Source organism: Neobacillus sp. YX16 (assembly GCF_030123505.1).
Classification (GTDB): domain Bacteria; phylum Bacillota; class Bacilli; order Bacillales; family Cytobacillaceae; genus Neobacillus.
The window spans coordinates 1,817,789-1,836,740 of the sequence record NZ_CP126115.1 but is presented as its reverse complement, the minus strand read 5'-3'; the positions used below and the strand labels follow the sequence as shown (position 1 = coordinate 1,836,740).

18 protein-coding genes are annotated in these 18,952 nt (G+C 37.3%); 2 read left to right on the top strand and 16 right to left on the bottom strand.

Going from position 1 to position 18,952, the window contains the following annotated elements:
• Positions 1-96: 96 nt before the first annotated feature.
• The 12 genes from murD to QNH48_RS09015 all read right to left on the bottom strand — a co-directional run bounded on the left by murD (position 97) and on the right by QNH48_RS09015 (position 14,256).
• Positions 97-1,449 (bottom strand): UDP-N-acetylmuramoyl-L-alanine--D-glutamate ligase, encoded by a 1,353-nt coding sequence (gene murD, locus QNH48_RS09070; RefSeq protein ID WP_283954630.1) that lies wholly within the window; start codon positions 1,447-1,449, stop codon positions 97-99.
• A complete protein-coding gene (mraY, locus tag QNH48_RS09065; protein WP_283954629.1) occupies positions 1,450-2,424 on the bottom strand; it encodes a phospho-N-acetylmuramoyl-pentapeptide-transferase in 975 nt (324 codons plus the stop codon).
• Positions 2,425-2,426: 2 nt separating this feature from the next.
• Positions 2,427-2,882 (bottom strand): hypothetical protein, encoded by a 456-nt coding sequence (locus QNH48_RS09060; RefSeq protein WP_133369467.1) that lies wholly within the window; start codon positions 2,880-2,882, stop codon positions 2,427-2,429.
• A gap of 2 nt (positions 2,883-2,884) precedes the next feature.
• Complete coding sequence (locus QNH48_RS09055; protein WP_283954628.1) at positions 2,885-4,345, bottom strand: UDP-N-acetylmuramoyl-L-alanyl-D-glutamate--2,6-diaminopimelate ligase; 1,461 nt, start codon at positions 4,343-4,345, stop codon at positions 2,885-2,887.
• Positions 4,346-4,529: 184 nt separating this feature from the next.
• Entirely contained in the window at positions 4,530-6,449 is a 1,920-nt protein-coding gene (locus QNH48_RS09050) for a stage V sporulation protein D (protein ID WP_283954627.1), read from the bottom strand.
• A gap of 92 nt (positions 6,450-6,541) precedes the next feature.
• A complete protein-coding gene (locus QNH48_RS09045) occupies positions 6,542-8,779 on the bottom strand; it encodes a penicillin-binding protein (RefSeq protein WP_283954626.1) in 2,238 nt (745 codons plus the stop codon).
• Positions 8,776-9,141, bottom strand: coding sequence for a cell division protein FtsL (gene ftsL / locus QNH48_RS09040; protein ID WP_133369471.1), 366 nt, complete (start codon positions 9,139-9,141; stop codon positions 8,776-8,778). The genes QNH48_RS09045 and ftsL overlap by 4 nt, the downstream gene beginning before the upstream one ends.
• Before the next feature lie 24 nt (positions 9,142-9,165).
• Positions 9,166-10,098 carry a 16S rRNA (cytosine(1402)-N(4))-methyltransferase RsmH gene (gene rsmH / locus QNH48_RS09035; RefSeq protein ID WP_283955722.1) on the bottom strand — a complete coding sequence of 311 codons (933 nt, stop codon included), beginning with the start codon at positions 10,096-10,098 and terminating at the stop codon, positions 9,166-9,168.
• A gap of 60 nt (positions 10,099-10,158) precedes the next feature.
• Positions 10,159-10,590, bottom strand: coding sequence for a division/cell wall cluster transcriptional repressor MraZ (mraZ, locus tag QNH48_RS09030; RefSeq protein ID WP_283954625.1), 432 nt, complete (start codon positions 10,588-10,590; stop codon positions 10,159-10,161).
• Between the two features lie 654 nt (positions 10,591-11,244).
• Complete coding sequence (gene bshC, locus QNH48_RS09025; protein ID WP_283954624.1) at positions 11,245-12,879, bottom strand: bacillithiol biosynthesis cysteine-adding enzyme BshC; 1,635 nt, start codon at positions 12,877-12,879, stop codon at positions 11,245-11,247.
• 79 nt (positions 12,880-12,958) lie between these two features.
• A complete protein-coding gene (locus tag QNH48_RS09020) occupies positions 12,959-13,351 on the bottom strand; it encodes a DUF3397 domain-containing protein (RefSeq protein WP_095247752.1) in 393 nt (130 codons plus the stop codon).
• Complete coding sequence (locus tag QNH48_RS09015; protein ID WP_283954623.1) at positions 13,348-14,256, bottom strand: 2-dehydropantoate 2-reductase; 909 nt, start codon at positions 14,254-14,256, stop codon at positions 13,348-13,350. The genes QNH48_RS09020 and QNH48_RS09015 overlap by 4 nt, the downstream gene beginning before the upstream one ends.
• Before the next feature lie 349 nt (positions 14,257-14,605).
• On the opposite strand from QNH48_RS09015, the gene QNH48_RS09010 reads away from it, so the two are divergent.
• Positions 14,606-15,082 carry an N-acetyltransferase gene (locus QNH48_RS09010; protein ID WP_283954622.1) on the top strand — a complete coding sequence of 159 codons (477 nt, stop codon included), beginning with the start codon at positions 14,606-14,608 and terminating at the stop codon, positions 15,080-15,082.
• A gap of 30 nt (positions 15,083-15,112) precedes the next feature.
• On the opposite strand, the gene QNH48_RS09005 is transcribed toward QNH48_RS09010, so the two are convergent.
• The 4 genes from QNH48_RS09005 to QNH48_RS08990 form a co-directional block, all read right to left on the bottom strand.
• Positions 15,113-15,736, bottom strand: a complete 624-nt coding sequence (locus tag QNH48_RS09005; RefSeq protein ID WP_283954621.1) for an RsfA family transcriptional regulator — start codon at positions 15,734-15,736, stop codon at positions 15,113-15,115.
• A gap of 82 nt (positions 15,737-15,818) precedes the next feature.
• The gene (locus QNH48_RS09000; protein WP_283954620.1) at positions 15,819-16,583 is read right to left on the bottom strand and encodes an enoyl-CoA hydratase/isomerase family protein; all 765 of its coding nucleotides are present in this window, start codon (positions 16,581-16,583) and stop codon (positions 15,819-15,821) included.
• Between the two features lie 101 nt (positions 16,584-16,684).
• Positions 16,685-16,858 (bottom strand): 50S ribosomal protein L32, encoded by a 174-nt coding sequence (rpmF, locus tag QNH48_RS08995; protein ID WP_063251584.1) that lies wholly within the window; start codon positions 16,856-16,858, stop codon positions 16,685-16,687.
• Between the two features lie 81 nt (positions 16,859-16,939).
• Entirely contained in the window at positions 16,940-17,467 is a 528-nt protein-coding gene (locus QNH48_RS08990) for a YceD family protein (RefSeq protein WP_283954619.1), read from the bottom strand.
• Positions 17,468-17,726: 259 nt separating this feature from the next.
• Here QNH48_RS08990 and QNH48_RS08985 point away from each other — a divergent pair, with 259 nt between their 5' ends.
• Entirely contained in the window at positions 17,727-18,938 is a 1,212-nt protein-coding gene (locus QNH48_RS08985) for a nucleotidyltransferase (protein ID WP_283954618.1), read from the top strand.
• Positions 18,939-18,952: the final 14 nt, after the last annotated feature.

Sequence of the window (18,952 nt, the reverse complement as noted above, 5' to 3'; positions counted from 1 at the left end):
CTTCCCGTCGGCTCGTCTTATGCCTGTCGCTCCTGGGAAAAAATGAACTTCATTTTTCCTTGGACAAGTCGCTTCCGCTTTTCGTTGGACAAGCCCTTACTTAAGCTTATGCACCGCTTCGATAAAAATGTCTCCCCTGACTTCAAAACTTTTATATTGATCCCAGCTTGCACATGCAGGAGATAACAAAATAACGTCACCTGGTTCTGAATATTCATAAGCAACAGGCACGGCCTTTTCAACATTATCGACAGTGTTAATTTGTTTTATTCCTGCTTCTACCCCAACCCGCTGAATTTTCCCTGCAGTTTGACCAAAAGTAATTAATGCTTTCACATTTTTCAAATATGGTATTAGTTCATCAAATTCATTTCCACGGTCAAGCCCTCCGGCAAGCAGAATTATTGGATTCTTAAAAGCCTGTAACGCCGGGATAGTGGCAAGCATATTTGTTGCCTTTGAGTCATTATAAAACTTTCTATCAGCAATTTCTGTAACGTACTGAAGACGGTGTTTAACCCCTGTGAACGTTCTAAGAACACTTATAATGGCATCATTCTTAACACCGGTTAACTTTGCAGCTGCCATTGCAGATAAGATATTTTCAAGATTATGAACACCAGGAAGAGCTATTTCTTCTACTAACATTACTTTTTTGCCTTTAAAGCAAATCCAGCCCTCATTAATGTAAGCACCTTCCGTAATCACGCGCTTTGTCGAAAATGGAATAGCACAAGCCCGGGATTTTGCAGCAATTTCCACCACTTCCTGCTGATCTGCATTATAAATAAAGTAATCTTCATCCGTCTGATTTTTGGTAATATTCGCTTTTGCTTTATAATACTCTTCTCTGTTTCCATGATAATCTAAATGAGCATCATACAAATTCGTAATAATGGCTATCTTAGGCTTGAACGTTTCTATTCCCATTAATTGAAAGGATGATAATTCGATAACGATATTATTTTCTGACGTCGCTTCTTCCGCTACACCAGAAGCAACTGTTCCAATATTACCGGCAATTAAAGGCTTCTTATTACCTGCATTCAACATTTCAAAAATTAATGTAGTCGTGGTCGTTTTTCCATTTGTCCCGGTTATACCAATGAAAGGTGCTTCAGATATTTGGTAAGCAAGCTCCACCTCTGTTAAAACAGGTATACCCTTCTCAATAGCGCCTTCAATGATAGGGTTTTGATACGGAATGCCGGGATTTTTTACGATAAGTTCGAATCCTTCGTCGAGTAGTTCAACAGGGTGTTCACCACATATAACTTTAATACCTTGCTCTAATAACCCTCGCGCCTCTGGATTTTCTGATAATGGTTTTTTATCATTTACTGTCACGAACGCTCCAAGTTTATGTAAAAGAGCAGCAGCCGTTACCCCGCTTTTTGCAAGTCCAAGGACGAGTATTTTTTTATGAATATACGTATTAATCTGCTTCACTTATAACCACACCTCAATATAGATACCTAGTATCGCTAATATTAAACCAACACTCCAAAAAGTTACAACAACCTTCCATTCAGACCAACCACGCAGCTCGTAGTGGTGATGGAGTGGACTCATCCGAAAAATCCTTTTCCCTGTTGTTTTAAAAGAGATAACCTGCAAAATAACCGACAAGGTTTCAATTACAAATACGCCGCCTATAATAACTAACAATAATTCCAACTTTGTTAAAATAGCTATGGTAGCAATCGCACCACCAAGGGCGAGTGACCCGGTATCACCCATAAACACCTTTGCAGGGTGAGCATTAAAAACTAGGAACCCTAAAACAGCCCCAGCTACAGCAACTGAAAAGATTGCCACTTCCATCTGCGATTGATTCCAAGCTAAGACAGCATAGGCACCAAAAGCTATCGCGGCCGTCCCTGAAAGTAATCCATCTAGTCCATCTGTCAAATTGACTGCATTTGAAAAGCCTACCAGCCAAAAAACAATGAAAAACACAAAAAACCAGCCTAATTCAATGGAGTAATCACTACCTGGGATCGTAATTTCCGTAGGAAAACCATTTTCTTTATAAACAAGATAAAAAATAACTGAAATAATAATTTGCCCTAAAAGCTTTTGTCTAGAGGTTAAACCTAAATTACGCTTTAATGCGACTTTGATAAAATCATCCAAAAATCCTAATAAACCAAATCCAAATGTTACAAGAATAAGTAAATAGGTTTTAACAGTTGGTTCAGAAAACTTTCCAGTCATGACAAGAGTAGTAATAATAATGGAAAATAAAATCATGATACCGCCCATCGTTGGTGTACCCGTTTTTACTTGATGGGATTTGGGACCTTCTTCCCTAATGCTTTGTCCAAATTTCAACCTTCTTAAGAAGGGAATAAAAATTGGAGAAAGCAATACGGTAATCAGGAAGCCCATTAAAATTGTGAAAAAAATAACTTGCTCCAGCATTTTTACCCCCTCCTCTCTACATCATTATTCGAATTCTTCATAGCTATCTTTTCCAACATTACAGCTATATCATATGTTTCTTTATTTTCTTTGAGAAGTTTTTTATTTAAAAATGCGAAATCGGTCATATTCATTTTCTCTACTTTATCTCCGTCTATTTTATCAAAATAAAATCGCAACAAATCTCGGACTCCTGAGGTGGGATTTTCAGTAAAAAAGATGGGAAAGTGATTGGGAGTATATCTCGGTATCTGTTTCTTTTTATCCCAAACTGCTGCAATGGCCCCATTTGCGATTGCATCTAAAAGTTCCCCTGAATCATCATTTAACGGTATAAATAAACCTCTTGTCTGCTCTCTGCCTGCATTGTCAGTGACCGTAAAATATAAATGATCCGCCTCTTTTATACCCTTAAACTCCGGGAATATTGCTACTAAATCATCAAAAGCTAAGTACATTTCTATCTCTCCTCGATAGCTTCCCGAGCAATGACTCGGTCATCAAAATCATAAACTTTACTGCCGATTATCTGGTATGTTTCGTGGCCTTTACCAGCGATTAAGATTACATCTCCATCAGCAGCCTGGTTAATTGCCTTAACAATAGCCTCTTTTCTATCAGGAATGGTAATGTAGCTTTCCCCTGATACACCATTCTCCATATCTCTTAATATTGCTAAAGGGTCTTCACTTCTTGGGTTATCCGAGGTGAAAATAGGATCTGTACCATACCGACATGCAATTTCAGCCATCAATGGCCGCTTTGTTTTATCACGGTCTCCTCCACATCCTACTACTACAAAAACTCTCTTATTGGCAAAGCTTTGTATTGTTTTCAAGACATTTTCTAAGCTATCCGGTGTATGTGCATAATCCACTATAACTGTAAATTCTTGACCTGCATTTACGAGCTCAAATCTTCCGTCTACCCCTTTAACACTTTCGATAGAATCAATAATTTCTACCATCGGAATATTTGAAACAAAGGCAGCAGCGATACTAGCCAAAACATTATAAACACTAAACTTCCCAATGAGCTGTATGTTGATTGGATAACTCTTCTCTTTAATTACTATTTCAAAAGTAGTCCCACTAGAAGTCATCTTAATATTTCTGGCATGGAAATCTGCCTCATTATCAATTCCATACGTAATAACATGGGCTGCTGTTGATTTGCGATACATTTCAGAAGCAGAGTCATCTGCATTTAAGATTGCATATTTGGGTTTATTAGGGTCAAAAGTATTTCCTAGCTGAGAAAATAATAAACTCTTAGCGTGCTTATAGTCGTCCATTGTTTTATGGTAGTCTAAATGATCTTGGCTGAGGTTTGTAAATACGGCTATATCATAGTCACAACCATGTACTCTCCCCATATGTAAGGCATGTGATGAAACCTCCATTATTGCTGTATCTACACCAGCATCAAGCATTTGTTGGAAACCCTTTTGAAGGATTAAACTTTCTGGCGTTGTATTTTTCGTTTCAATCTTCTGGCTGCCTATTTTTGTATACATGGTTCCTATTAATCCCGTACTCCGATTTACATCAGAAAATATTTTTTCGATTAGATGACTGGTGGTTGTTTTCCCGTTAGTCCCTGTGATTCCGATTAAATGTAGTTTTTTTGTTGGATGGTTATAAAAAGCATCAGCTAATACTGCCATCGCCCTAGTTGTATCATTAACGATTATGACGGGTACAGAAAGTGGAAGTGCGCGCTCAGCTAGCACTGCAGCAGCTCCATTATTCACTGCGGATTCCGCATAATCATGTCCATCGACGGTATATCCTTTAATACAAATAAATAAACTTCCCTTTTGCACCTTGCGATTGTCGTTTTCAATCGACGAAATCTCAGCATCAGTTCCTTGATAAGGAACAAGGAGGTGCAAATGTTGAAGTAAATCATGTAATTTCATAATCTCAATTCCTCTCTTGCCTTTTGCAAAATCAACAATTTTTTACATAAAAATTTCTCTTAAAAAGATTCACCTTATTTTACAGCAAAACAAAGTAGAATGCCATTTATCCTTTAGTTTTTCAAAAAAAACAGGCGGCAGAAATCATTCCGGCCGCCTAACAAAGAAATTTTTCACACTATCTTTATTCCTCTTTACCAAAATAAAGTCTAATTGTTGAACCTTCTTTTACTTTTGTACCGGCTTCAGGGGATTGTCTTACAACAATGTCACCTTCACCACTTGCATCAATCTTAAGATTTAGCAGCTGTTCGGTAATTTCCAATTTTGTTAAACCTGTTAAGTCTGGAAGGGTTATTGGCGCCGTGTCCGGCCATCTTAATTCTTTTTCAATTTGATCTTTCCTAGGTTTTACTCCCATTGCCATAAGACCATCCTTCATGATACTGCCAACGATTGGAGCACTTATGGTTCCCCCAAAGATAAGCCCGCCTTTGGGGTTATCTACGGCCACATATACAACGATTTCTGGATCATCTGCAGGGGCAAAACCCATAAAAGAAACGATAAAATTATTTTCCAAATATCTTCCGTTTTGCGCTTTTTGTGCGGTTCCTGTTTTGCCGCCAATTCGATAGGAGTCAACAAAGGCCCTGAAACCAGTACCTTGTGCCACAACACTTTCTAGGGCATGGCGAATTTCCTTGGACGTTGCTTCAGAGATAACTCTTCGTTTCTCCACAGGAGTATTTCTCATCACTACTTCTTTTGTAACAGGATCAATTAACTCTTCTGCGATATATGGCTTATAAAGAATACCGCCGTTTACAGCTGCGGCAACAGCTGCGACCTGTTGAATGGGCGTTACAGATACACCTTGACCAAAAGCCGTTGTTGCTAGTTCAACAGGACCCACTCGTTCTAAATTAAATAATATCCCGGAACCTTCACCCGCTAAGTCAATCCCTGTTTTCTGCCCAAAACCAAAATCTTTTATATATTTAAACAATGTATCTTTTCCTAATCTTTGACCGAGTTCCACAAATCCTGGGTTACATGAATTTTGGACTACTTCTAAAAAAGTCTGGCTTCCATGGCCGCCGCGTTTCCAGCATTTTAACCTTGCACCCGCAACTTCTACTGAACCTGGATCATGGAAATGTTCCTTTTCCAAATCCACTTTCCCTTCCTCGAGAGCAGCAGCAAGCGTGATGATTTTAAATGTTGAACCTGGCTCATAGCTTGACCACACAGGAAGATTCCGGTTATATACTTCCTGAGGAACATTCCTAAAATTTGCGGGGTCGAATGTCGGCCGACTAGACATCCCTAAAATTTTTCCATTATTCGGATTCATGGCAATCGCAATAATTCCATCTGGATTATAAGTTGCTTCCGCAATATCAAGCTCTCGCTCAATAATGGTTTGAATTTTGGTATCGATTGTAAGCTTTAAATCAAGACCATCAACGGGATGCTCGTAATCGTCAGCCATGTCATTCATTCTTTCACCCTTAGCATTGGCATAAAACTTAACAGAGCCTTTCTCACCGCTAAGTTCTTTGTCGTAATATAGCTCTAATCCCATTAACCCCTGGTTGTCCACCCCAGAAAATCCTAAAACATGAGAAAGATAACTCCCAAACGGGTAATGCCTTTTTGAGTCTTCACCTATATAAACTCCTTCAAGTCCTAAAGCCCTGATTTCTTTTGCTTTTTCATGAGAAATCTTTCTACCCTCTTTTATCCTTACAATAGATTCACCCTGGGTGATTTGCCGATATGCATTTTCCTTTGGAATATTTAACACAGCGGAAAGTTTTTCAGAAGTTGCAGCAGGGTCTTTGACCTGTCTCGGTACTACATATACAGTTGGAGCACTAACATTTGTGGCTAATGGAACACCATTACGGTCTATAATCTCGCCGCGCTCTGGTTCAAATGGAATATTTCTACTCCAAGAACCTTTAGCTTGACCGGTCAACATATCACCTAGAACAAACTGTACATAACCAAGTCGGACATCAATGATTAAAAAGATAAGAATTCCAACGAACAATGCAATCATTAACCTCTTACGGACAGTTACATTTGAAACACGCATAAAATGAACGAGCCTCCTTTATCCTACTCGTTCATTTATATGCTTGTACTTATTTGGATAGAACGATTACTGACACCGTTCTATGCCTATTATCAATCTAGCGGGACCTCTTCTGCCACTTCATCAGATAACTTACTATTTTCATCAACTTCTTTGTTTTCTTCCTCTAACTTCAAGATATCTTCTGGAGTTTTTAAATCAACGATTAAAAAATCTCCTTTGCGTAAAAGCGCACCCTCTTTGAGACTTTGCTTAACCACATAACCGCTGCCTGTAGAATTTAGTTTAACTCCAGATATTTTTGCAACCTTCATCACGTCCCTGAGTGACCACCCTGAAAAATCAGGTACATTCAACTCTCCATCAGTTTGAAGAATAATTTTCTCACCTTCTAGAACGTTTGTACCGGCAGCTGGAAGCTGTCCCGTTACTTTTGTTCCCTTTCCTAAAACAACTACCTCTAGTTCCTGTTCCTCAAGTTTTTTTATTGTTTCTGTTACAGCTTGACCTTCGAACTCTCCTAGTTTTGTCGTAGAGGCTTTTTCTTGTTGTGAAGGTTGAATATTTAAGTATTGTAAACTATTTTTCATAACAGGATTAAAAACCATCGAAACTGGGATAGAGCCCATGGAATAGTGCTCAATTTCCGGTTGTTGAACTGCAACGTATACAATTAATTTTGGATTATCAGCAGGAGCCATGCCTAAAAATGAAAAAATATAATCTTCTTGTCCTCCTAAATAACCGCCCTTAGGATCAGGAATACTTGCAGTTCCTGTTTTTCCTGCAACACTATAGCCATCAATCTGATATCGATTTCCCGTACCTGTTTCTTCATTTGTTACTACTGTTTCAAGAATATCAAGTACTTCTTTTGCGGTTTCAGCAGAAATGGGTGTGCCAACAACTTCTGGCGTAGTATCACGAATTACTTTTCCTGTGTCGTGATTGACGATTTTGTCTACCACGTGAGGCTTCATCATTTTCCCCTTATTTGCAATCGCTGTTGCCGCCTGGATTTGCTGGATTGGCGTAATCGCCGTCCCTTGTCCATATGCAGTGGTTGCTTTTTCAATTGGCCAGGTAAATTGAATTTTTCCAGACGTTTCATTTGGAAGGTCGATACCGGTTGGTCGGTCCAATCCAAATTTAGTTAAGTACTCACGGAATTTTTCAAAACCTAATTTTTCATTTGCCAGCTTTGCAAAGGCAACATTCGAAGAGCGCTGAACTCCCTCAAGATAGGAAATGGTTCCCCATCCAGATCTATTATGGTCATGTATTGGCTTATCTTTTGATGTTACTCTATAAGAACCAGACTGGAATAATTCATTAGGATTAAATTTTTTTTCTTCAATAGCCGCAGCAAGTGTGAAAATTTTCATCGTTGAACCTGGCTCAAAAGAAGATTCGATGGCTTCGTTATGCCAGCTGTTATTAATCCCTTCCTTCGTTTTAGGGTGAAAGGAAGGTCTCTGTCCCATCGCTAAGATTTCACCTGTTTTTGGATCAGCTACGATGGCGATGATTTTCTTTGGATTATATTCCTCAACTACCTTGTTCATAGCATCTTCTAGGAATGTTTGAATCTTCTTGTCAATCGTTAAGTAGACATCATTTCCGTTCTCAGCAGGGGTAACCTTCTGTTCACCGTTTGGAAGCAAATATCCCCATAAATCACTTTCGTAATTAATTTTCCCATCCTTGCCTGTTAACTCTTTATTTAATGTTTGTTCAATCCCCATTTTCCCGACGTAATTGTAGGTTCCATCCTTTTCATCAATTCTGTCAGCGTATCCAACTAGGTGAGAAGCAAAGATTCCATTCGGATAAAACCTTTTTGAGTCTCGTTTAAATGTAATCCCTGGAAGTTTTAAAGCTTCAATTTCTTTTTTTGTTTGGTGCGAAATGTCTCTTCCCGCTTTACCAAATTCAACCTGAAACTGATCTTTAGTTAAAATACTATAAATCTTAGATTCTTCCATTTCGATAAACTTTGCCAATTCCCTTGCAGTTTTTTCTGGGTCCGTAACATGGTTCGGCTTTTTTGTATTCGTAGTCATCTTTTTATCTAAAATGGCAATCAATGTATAAGAAGTTGTATCCTCAGAGACCACTTCCCCATTTTTGTCATAAATCACACCTCTTACCGCTTCCAAATTCCCTGTTCTGCTGTATTTTTGCTGTGCTTTTGCTGCAAGCGGCTGGGAACCGACCTCACCAGTAAATTGAATGGAAAAATACCTCAATAACAATATAAAAAAGAGCAGGCCGAATAGTACAAACAAACCGGCTGCTCCGAAATTCATATATGGCTGTTTCTTGTTCATTTCTCGTGCACAACCTTGACGTTATTTTCGTTTAAAACAAGTCCCATTTGTTTTGCTTTTTCCCAAATCCGCTCATACGTACTAAGCTCACTTACTTGTACCTGCAGGTCATTGTTTACCTTTTCTAGTTCATTTATCGAAGTTTGAACTTCCTGAATATCCTTATTTACCTGGTAAATTTCTGCTTGATTCGAGATGAGGTTGACGGCACCAAAACAAACCAACCCTGTAAATACGATTCCGATTATTTTCTCCCCAGGTGTTAGCCAGTGCTTTTTTGTTTTTACAATAGTACGTTCCTGTACCTCTACTGTCCGTTCTACTTGCTGCTGTTGCTGAAATTTCCTGGCAAGACTACTCATTCTTTCCCCTCCACATAATTTTTTTTATAATTTTTCTGCAATACGAAGCTTTGCAGATCGGGCGCGATTATTATGTTCTAATTCTTCTTCTGATGGAAGAATTGGTTTTCTAGTAATTAACTTCATAATAGGTTTGAATTCCTCGGGAATCACAGGTAAACCATGCGGTAAATCTGGAATTTCACTTGCTTTCTTAAAAGCAGCTTTACAAATCCGATCTTCTAATGAGTGAAAGGTAATAACACTTATCCTTCCTCCTGGATTAAGAATATCAATTGCTTTTTGCAAAGACTTCTCGAAAACAGCCAATTCATCATTCACGGCGATTCTTACTGCCTGAAAAATCCTTTTAGCTGGATGTCCGCCCTTCCTTCTTGCAGGGGCAGGAATCCCTTCCTTAATCAGGTCAACCAACTCAAATGTGGTTTCAATTGGCTGAATCTCTCTTCTAGCCTCGATTTTTCGGGCAATTTGCTTAGAGAATTTCTCTTCACCATAGCGAAAAAAGATCCTGACCAAATCCTCGTAAGACCAATGATTAATAACATCGTATGCTGAAATTTGTGCTTCATTATCCATTCTCATGTCAAGCGGTGCATCATGATGATAACTGAAGCCTCTTTCCGGAGTATCTAATTGAGGAGAGGACACACCAAGGTCATATAAAACCCCGTCAACTTTCTCAATCCCTAGCTTTTCAAGTTCTTCCTTTAGGTATAAGAAATTGCTTTTGATTATTGTTAGTTGCTCACCATAGAGTGACAATTTCTCTTTTGCATGTGCAATAGCTATTTCGTCTTGATCGAAGGCAAACAATTTTCCGTTATCAGTAAGTTGTGAAAGTATCTGGGAACTGTGGCCGGCTCCACCTAAAGTACAATCAACATAAATGCCGTTTGGTTTAATTTTCAATCCATTAACAGCTTCATCTAGTAACACAGTTGTATGTTCAAACATCATTATCACCTTTTCCAATCGAACGATATAAAACGGAGTTATAATAGAATAACTTGTCCATTATATATCAAAACCAATCATATTTTCTGCAATTTCGGCAAAAGAATCTTCGGACTGTGAGAAATAGTCTTCCCAAATCTGTTTGCTCCAAATTTCGATTCGATTGGAAACTCCTAAAACTACACATTCTTTTTCTAATTTTGCATACTGAAGCAATGGTGCCGGAATGTTAATTCTTCCTTGTTTATCCAGTTCGCTTTCTGTTGCACCAGAAAAGAAGAATCGGGTAAATGCACGGGCATCTTTTTTCGTCAGAGGCAGGCCTTTAAGTTTTTCTTCAATCGATGCCCACTCTGATAATGGGTAACCAAACAAACATTGATCCAAACCGCGGGTGATGATAAACATCTCACCAAGGTCTTCGCGGAATTTGGATGGCACAATCATACGGCCTTTAATATCAATGCTATGATGGTATTCACCCATAAACATACCCGGTACCCCCACTTTCTATATAAAATGTACCACATTCCCCCACTTTCCTCCACTTATTTTTTAATAATTCTTGGTTACTTGCGTAAATCCTTTTTTAACCAGAAATTTTTTATATAAATGTAGTGTTAAAGGTGAATTTATGATTTTAGAACTCTGTTGATTTGTGCGGAAGGCGCGAGACTCCTCGAAAATGCTATCGCATTTTCTTCGTGCGTGGGCAGGTTCGAGGATGTAAATCAATGTCCTGCAGGAGGACGGGACAGGGGAGACCCCGCTTATCTCTTAGCGCCGAGGAGTAGGAAAAGCGGAAGCGCCTTGTACAGCCCCGACAAGCGCTGGAGGGCCTGACGATGAAGTCGTTCTTTGACTTCATCGTTGGGACCGAAGAGACTCGAGGGGCTAGGCGCTGCAGCTAGACAGGCTTCCCGAACCGCCTGCGGAAAGCGAAGCGCCTCGGACAGACAGAGACCACCGCCTGTCCTTGCGATGATTATTCGAAGAAGCATTCCTTAGTGGAGCACAAATCAACAGCCTAATTTAACACAGCAAAAAAAAAAAAGAAACTTCACCCTGGTGAAGTTCCTCAGAAAAAGAAACTTCACCGTTGGTGAAGTTCCTCAGAAAAAGAAACTTCACCGTTGGTGAAGTTTCTTAAAGTTTAATTACCTTATGCCGACCATCAAATTCAAATTCAAGTTCCATTAATTCTTTAATAAAATTATTTCCATACTGATTTAAATAATAGAATATATTCCACACTCGCTCTTGAGGGAAACCATCCGGACGCAAGGATAAATCAATACGGTTAAACTTACTAAGAATCACATCAAACTTTGACTTTACTGATTCTTCCAGCTTTGTTTCCATGTATCCAATTTGCTTTAAAAGATAGTTTTCATTTTTCTTTAATAACGGCAGCAAGCTTCTATCAAGCTCATGCGTTTTTGCTTCAATAAGCTCATATTGCTTTAATAACTGTGATTTTAGTGAAGAGAATAGTTCAGAAACTTCTTTATCCCTTATGGACTCGAGAAATCGATTTCTTTCTTCAACACTTCCCTTGCTTAAAACCTCGGATAGTTCTAATTGCAGCTCATTTATATCACTTTCCACAGCTCTTTCCAACAGGGTAATGTTTAATCTTGGCACAATAGGAGGCATTTTTATATTAAAATGTTCAAAGACAAGCTTCAATTCAGCCCAATAAGCAATTTCGCCAGGTCCAGCAATAAAAGCTAGTGTCGGGAATAGCCATTCTTGCATTAATGGTCGTGTCACCACATTATTACTAAGTTTTGCAGGATCTTGGCAGGCAATTTCAATTAATTCTCCTTTTGTAAAGGAAACTGCACCACTTTTCCCCACAAAACGATTACTATCTTGATCAAATTCAAGTAAAATTCGTTCATTTGTTTTTGGATGACAGTAAAAGATATTCGCTGCTCTTTCAGTTGAATCAATTGTGATAGGAAACCCATTTTTGCCAATTACACTTTGCTGTTCGAGTAAATAATTTGTAACTTCCCTATGGTGTTTAATTTGTTTTGAGAAGTTTTCTTTTTGCAAGAGACGGAATTTACTATCACCTGAATCGACTATTAATAAGCCAAAATCTTTAAAAAGTTCCATAACAATATTGGCAAAAAAGTCAACAAAGGTAGTTGAATTCAATAACGCTTCTTCAGCAACACTAATTAATTGTTTTGTATGGTTCGTCTCCCCAAAATTTTCTATAAGATTACTTACCCATTCCCTGCAAATTTCTTTATTCAGGTTAATATCCGAGACCATTTTCTTTTGTTTAACCTTTTCTGGGTAAGACCATTTGTCAACTCTTTGATCTACCGGCATGAACACATGATTAACTTCATGAAAATCATGATCTTCTCCTGCAATCCAGAATACAGGCACAACAGGAGTTCCAAGCTGTTTCTCTTTTTCCTCAGCCAATTTAATAATTGAGATGATTTTATGTATTGAATAAAGAGGGCCGGTAAGTATTCCTGCTTGTTGACCACCAATGACAACTACACTATTCAATTGTTTTAGTTTTGCAAGCGAATTATTTACTGCCTCTGATGATGGAAAACGCTCCATAAATTTCTCAATGTGATCAGCTACTTCTTCACGTGGAAAGCTTCGATTACTTAATTCATCCAATCTTTTCTGATCTTCGGCAATGTCATTAAATCGATAATGAAAAAAAGACAAAATATCAGGAGATTGCTCTAGATAATTAGAAGCAAACCGGTTAGTTGCTGATAATGAGAGATTTAAAATCTCCATTTAAGTACTTCCTTTCTAATCAACCGTATTCATTCCATATGAGTATAACATCATCTATCCTAATAAAAAAAATCTTTGCTTAGGAAAATGTAAAAGTTACCGCACTCCGCAATATACCGAATAAAGTTAAGGATATATAAGCTAAAAAGAAGATTAGAAAATTAAATCTCCAAAAGCCTTTAAACACCTTCGTAAAGATAATTTCACCCTTTATTCTCCAATGTATTACCACAAAAACCATTGCAATGATAATTAATATTAGCAGAATCCACCAGAAAAATGATTTCCCCCAGATGGTAATTAATAAAAAATGAACGGCCAAGATAAATAAAACATTTGAGTAGTCCAAGGCTTTATGAAAAGACTTTCGAGCGTTTTTGGTAATTAGCTTATTTATTACAAAGATGATGAAAAACCCAAGTAGAGGGACTGTTAAAAATATAGTGATGATTGATGAGATAAATGAATTCAATTAACTCCCTCCCCAGCCTTTTCTTTCCCTTTTAATAAATAATAGTAATTCTCAATATTTATTGCAGGCTTTTGTTGTTTATTTGCTTCATTTAACAAAAAGCCAAGAATCGCGTCTACCTCAGTCCTTCTTCCTGCCTCCAAATCTATTAGCATTGAAGACTGATTTTCACCTGTTTTTTTACAAATTCTAATCATATCTCTAAACTTCCTAATAGGATCTTCTAAATTTAATATAGAAGAGATTTCAAGGAATAGTTTTTTTACGGCAGCAAAATAGAAAGTGTTTGTAATTAATTCCCCGTTTTTGACTTGAAGAATTGCTGTTAAGGGATTTATTACTGCATTGGCAATTAATTTATTTACCATCATTTGATAATAATTGTCTTTTATCGTAATAGGAAAATCTATAGGTAAGCAAGCTTCCGAAAACTCCAACAAGATTTCTGGTTTACCTTTATATAGAGCTGCATTGACTGCTCCTTCACCATTGTGACGTACCGTATTTGAATTCACCTTGCTTGCTCCCTGCTCAACGGACCCCACAAGAATGGCAGCGGCATCAATTTTTTCAAGTAATGTTAAATGACTCATACCGTTTTGTAAAAATAATAGATTTTTAGGGCTGCAATCTAAATTCCTGAAATGGTCAATAATAGATTGAAGTTGATATTGTTTTACCGCAATAATCGTTATTTCTTCAGTACCCTTCCACATTGAAATTGGCAAAGCCTTAACGCTGACTCTCCTTTGAGTCCTTCCCTTTTGAAGGATTATTCCCTTTTGATTGATTACTTCTGCTTGTTCACATGTCCTTGTATAAAGTGTTACAGAAAAAGCCTTAGCCAAGTAAGAAGCGAATAATAATCCTATCGAACCAGCGCCAATAATGCCAATATTATTCATAATACCCACCCATTTTTATCTATTTTATTAATATTTTAGCAGATACTAGTTTGTAAGTCTGTCCTAAAAAAGAAAAAAAACCATTTCAATTATTAGTGAAATGGGGCTTTTAGATTATTATGAAAATATCCATTTTTTTATTTCTCCCCTTATGTTTACACGTTTTACTTGCCGAAATATAGAAAACGCTTACCTTCAAGCAATTATTTAAAGAATTTTTCGTGTATTTGTTATATAATATATATTAATTCATTCTGAATAATCTCTTTAATCCCATTCCATATTATTCAGCAAGCAAGAAATGAATATATACAGTTAATATACAAATTAATTCTTAGGGGGCTTAATTATGGTAATGAAGGTTGAAAAATTAAAGGTAAATTTTAAAACACTAGAGGAATTTAAAAAATTTAAAGAATATGGAATCCAAGAGCTTTCTATGCTCGAGGATTTAGAAGCAAATATGGTTGATAATGATAGCGACTCCCCTTTTTACGGGATATATTTCGGAGACAAACTAGTAGCCCGTATGAGTCTATATCAAATAGACTCAAAGTTTGATCGATACTTCTATCCTCCACAGAATTATTTAGAATTATGGAAGCTTGAGGTCTTACCAGAATATCAGGGCAAGGGGTATGGGAAAACACTTGTAGAGTTTGCTAAAGGCTTGGGTCTCCCAATTAAAACGAACCCAAGAGTACAATCAAGAAACTTTTGGGAGCATATGAACTTTACAAATGTTGAATACGATATGGAACGCGACCGTGGTGAAAATCCACTTGTCTGGTATCCAGAAGGTGTAAAAGCACAACATCATGAATAAAGTAAAAAGCGGACATATTGTCCGCTTTTGCTATTTTTCAACTCTTTCAAGGTTCCCGTTTTTATCCATTTGGAATTTTACTTTTTGTTGTCTATCTTCTTCTTGCAAGACAACCATTTTTCGTGCTCTTTCCATAATTTCAATTAAAGAGCGGTAGTCCTCCTCGATTGCCTTTAGGTTTTTTGATAATCTTTCATTTTCCGCTGCAAGCGAATAAGATTTTTTTTCAAGATCTTTTATTTTTTGAATAGACTTCTCTTTCGCCTCCTCGATGATGGACGCAGCAGAAGCTTTCTTATGAAGGTCTTCTAAGAAGTGCAGCACGGATTGGAATGTAACTCCTTCACTTCTAGCTGAAATAGGTGACGTTGTCACTTCATTGATAAACTCTTTTTGATAATCTTTTTCTGCAGGCACGACCTGTTTTTTTAATTCTTTCCGCTGTTTTTTTGCCAGTTCAATTCCTGATTTATATTGCTTCCTTACAAACGAGTTCCAGCGGAATCCGCAGGCAGCGGATGTCCGAGACAGCTGTTTTCCAACTTCTTCAAATGCTTGGAGCTGTGTCCCGCCTTCTCGAATATGTCTTAACACAACTTCAGCAAGCAATAAATCTTCATCTTGGGACCATGCATCTTGGCGAGTCGGTGACATAAGTCAAATCCCTCCTAGTGTTTTTATTCATACATATGCATCTACTAGAAAAGATAGACTGATAAACAGATTGTCTTTATTCTTATTTCTGTGTTTTTTTACTAATAAAGTTTTGGACATATCTATGATGGTTCTCGCTTTCCCATAAAACACTACAATTACTGACCTCTTCTTCTATTCTTTCTCGAAGCTTACTTTCCTTCCATTTTCGAATCCACATCATTTTATACGACTCTAATACACTTAATTCAACAGCTAACAGTTTCTCCAAATAGGCTTCGCAGGATGAGATTGGGTCACTTGAATAAATCAAGTCTATAAAACCGACTTCTTTTAAATATTCAGCAGTTTGAATATCTGCTTCCATTAAAAGCTTCATACTGCCTGAAGCTGGTAGTTTTTCTGCTAAAATCGTGCCCCCGCCCCAACCAGTGGTTATAGCTTGTTTACCTTGAACAAATCCAGCTTTTACCCCTTTTCTTGCTAAACGGAAATCACATGCAGCAGCCAGCTCACATCCTCCACCGATGGCCGTACCATTTATAAGAGCAATTGTTGGTTTCGTCATTGTCAATATCGAAATAAGAATATTGGACATTTTTGAAAGCATGACATAGGCCTCTTCTTTTGTTTTAAGCTGATGGAATACAGATAAGTCACCGCCTGAACAAAAAGCTCGGTCACCTTCCCCTGTAATGACAAGCGCCTTAATCGATGGGTCTTCAGCTAATGAAATTGCTTCTGTTAATCCATGCATGACATCATAATTAATCGCATTTCTTTTATCACTTCTTGTGATTGTAAATAATAAATAACCACTATCTCTTTTCTCAATGAAATAGGACAAGCAGCTTCCACCTTTCTCTCCTTTTTTGTATGTATAAAAATTCTCAGGTAACGACAAAAGCACAAGGGCATTTTGCGCCTTGTGCTTTATCCTAATGGAAATTAGTCGTTAACAACGTCTTTTCCCTTGTATGTTCCGCAAGCTTTACATACGCGGTGTGAAAGTTTCATTTCACCACAGTTTGGGCAGCTTACCATACCAGGTACGTTTAATTTAAAATGTGTACGACGTTTTCTTTTTACAGTTTTAGAAGTCCTTCTAAAAGGTACAGCCATTCTTCCCACCTCCTTAAAGAGTATTAAGAAAGTAATGAAGGCCAGGAATGCTGGTTCTTCACTTTGCTTCTTGTTTTGCGATTATGATTCGGAAGAAGAATTGTTTTTGTCAAAAAACTTTGCAAGACCTGCTAGTCTTGGATCAATCTTCTTGGATTGATCTTGATCATGAACAACTTCCCAGTCCTTACCGGATTGTGGTGCAGCATCTTCATGATTAACATCCTCACAGAACACCTGCATTGGAACTTCTAGTAAAAGGATTTCTCTAATGACTGGCATTAGATCAATTACTTCCCCTTTTACTTGATATACTTCCTCTTCAGTTTCATATTCTGAACCTTGTAAGAGGAAAGTTTCAGTTGTGTCGACATTAATCGGAAGTTTTACATCCACTAAAGTACGAGAACAAGGTAGGATTAAATAACCTTCTATTTTCAAATGAAATGTTACTTTTGTTGAATCGATGTCACCCCGACCTGTAATATGCATCGGAGAAACTTCACGAATCGATGGATCCGTTTCAATAATTTCATCAACTCTAATCGTATCATCAATCAGAAAATCCTTGCTTCGATATTTTTGTAATTGGCTTAATGTCCATTTCAATTGAATCACCCCAAGGCAACAAAGGTAATTATAGCCTTCGATTAAATTTTTGTCAATGTTTTTTCTTTACACCTAAAACGTAATATTTCATTTTACTTTTTTCCAAAACACTTTCTTCATACTAGCTTACCCAGTTCGATCATATTACAATCCCCGCTTACCATTATTATGAACCAATATCTTATTATGGTAATTTTTGCTATAATACGATTACTGTGAAAAATACCTTGATATTCTAATAATAAGGAGATATTTAATCATGAAAGCTGTTGGTGTAATTGTTGAATATAACCCTTTTCATAATGGACATGCCTATCATCTACAAGCAGCAAAGGAAACAGCTCATGCTGATCTTGCTGTAGCTGTTATGAGTGGGAATTTTCTTCAACGCGGTGAACCTGCTCTTGTTTCTAAATGGTATCGAACAAAAATGGCACTCCTTTGCGGTGTTGATATCGTCCTAGAACTTCCTTATCAATTTGCAACTCAAAAGGCCGAAACCTTTGCAAATGGTGCAGTCTCGGTTCTAGATGCCATTGGGTGTCATTCACTTTGCTTCGGCAGTGAAAGCGGTGATATCTCTACCTTCCAACAAACAGTCGATTATATGGATTTGCATAAAGATTATTTAGATGAAAAAATAAAAATGAATATCAAAACAGGTGTAAGTTTCCCTAAAGCATTATCGTTGTCTTTTCAGTCAATGTCAAGTACTGAAAACCTATTAAGTTTAGATAAACCAAATAATATCCTTGGTTTTCATTATGTAAAAGCTCTAAAAAGGCAAAAAAGTTCAATCGTTCCACTTACGATAAAGAGAAAAAATGCCAATTACCATGATGAACACTTTGCCACTGAAACCATTGCTAGTGCGACAAGCATACGAAAAGCACTCTTTACTTCTAAAGACAATGATACCATTGAACAATATGTACCAGATACAACAAGCGCACTGCTCAAAGAGTATCTGAATGAATATGGGATTTTTCATGAATGGGAAAATTATTGGAGTTTTTTACGTTTTCGCCTGCTCCATAGCAGTCCAGAAGAGCTAAGAGAAATTTACGATGTTGAAGAAGGAATAGAAAACAGATTAATAGCAGCTGCATTAGAGTCCTCTACCTTTAAAGAATTTATGGAAAAAGTAAAAACAAAGCGCTATACCTGGACTAGACTTCAAAGGATATGTGTCCATATCTTAACCAATACAAAAAAGGCAGAAATGAGCGGTACTCTAGAAAAAGCTTCTTATTTAAGACTATTAGGGATGACAAAAAGAGGAAAAGAATACTTAAATAAAAACAAATCACAATTTAAACTTCCGCTTATTTCCAAATTATCAGCATATAAAGAAAACGATATTTCACTTGATATTAAAGCATCACGAGTTTATTCTTTTGGGTTAGCACAACAATATGGGAACATCCTTTTACAACAAGAATTTAAACAACCACCTATATTTGTACAATAAGAAAGATGATGCCA

What these genes read in the sequence shown, in the direction of transcription:
- QNH48_RS09010 (WP_283954622.1), top strand. Translation starts at nt 14,606, where the DNA reads ATGGTAATGAAGGTTGAAAAATTAAAGGTAAATTTTAAAACACTAGAG.
- mraY (WP_283954629.1), bottom strand. Translation starts at nt 2,424, where the DNA reads ATGCTGGAGCAAGTTATTTTTTTCACAATTTTAATGGGCTTCCTGATT.
- QNH48_RS09060 (WP_133369467.1), bottom strand. Translation starts at nt 2,882, where the DNA reads ATGTACTTAGCTTTTGATGATTTAGTAGCAATATTCCCGGAGTTTAAG.
- QNH48_RS09015 (WP_283954623.1), bottom strand. Translation starts at nt 14,256, where the DNA reads ATGAATAATATTGGCATTATTGGCGCTGGTTCGATAGGATTATTATTC.
- rpmF (WP_063251584.1), bottom strand. Translation starts at nt 16,858, where the DNA reads ATGGCTGTACCTTTTAGAAGGACTTCTAAAACTGTAAAAAGAAAACGT.
- QNH48_RS09055 (WP_283954628.1), bottom strand. Translation starts at nt 4,345, where the DNA reads ATGAAATTACATGATTTACTTCAACATTTGCACCTCCTTGTTCCTTAT.
- bshC (WP_283954624.1), bottom strand. Translation starts at nt 12,879, where the DNA reads ATGGAGATTTTAAATCTCTCATTATCAGCAACTAACCGGTTTGCTTCT.
- mraZ (WP_283954625.1), bottom strand. Translation starts at nt 10,590, where the DNA reads ATGTTTATGGGTGAATACCATCATAGCATTGATATTAAAGGCCGTATG.
- QNH48_RS08985 (WP_283954618.1), top strand. Translation starts at nt 17,727, where the DNA reads ATGAAAGCTGTTGGTGTAATTGTTGAATATAACCCTTTTCATAATGGA.
- QNH48_RS09045 (WP_283954626.1), bottom strand. Translation starts at nt 8,779, where the DNA reads ATGAACAAGAAACAGCCATATATGAATTTCGGAGCAGCCGGTTTGTTT.
- ftsL (WP_133369471.1), bottom strand. Translation starts at nt 9,141, where the DNA reads ATGAGTAGTCTTGCCAGGAAATTTCAGCAACAGCAGCAAGTAGAACGG.
- rsmH (WP_283955722.1), bottom strand. Translation starts at nt 10,098, where the DNA reads ATGTTTGAACATACAACTGTGTTACTAGATGAAGCTGTTAATGGATTG.
- QNH48_RS09005 (WP_283954621.1), bottom strand. Translation starts at nt 15,736, where the DNA reads ATGTCACCGACTCGCCAAGATGCATGGTCCCAAGATGAAGATTTATTG.
- QNH48_RS09050 (WP_283954627.1), bottom strand. Translation starts at nt 6,449, where the DNA reads ATGCGTGTTTCAAATGTAACTGTCCGTAAGAGGTTAATGATTGCATTG.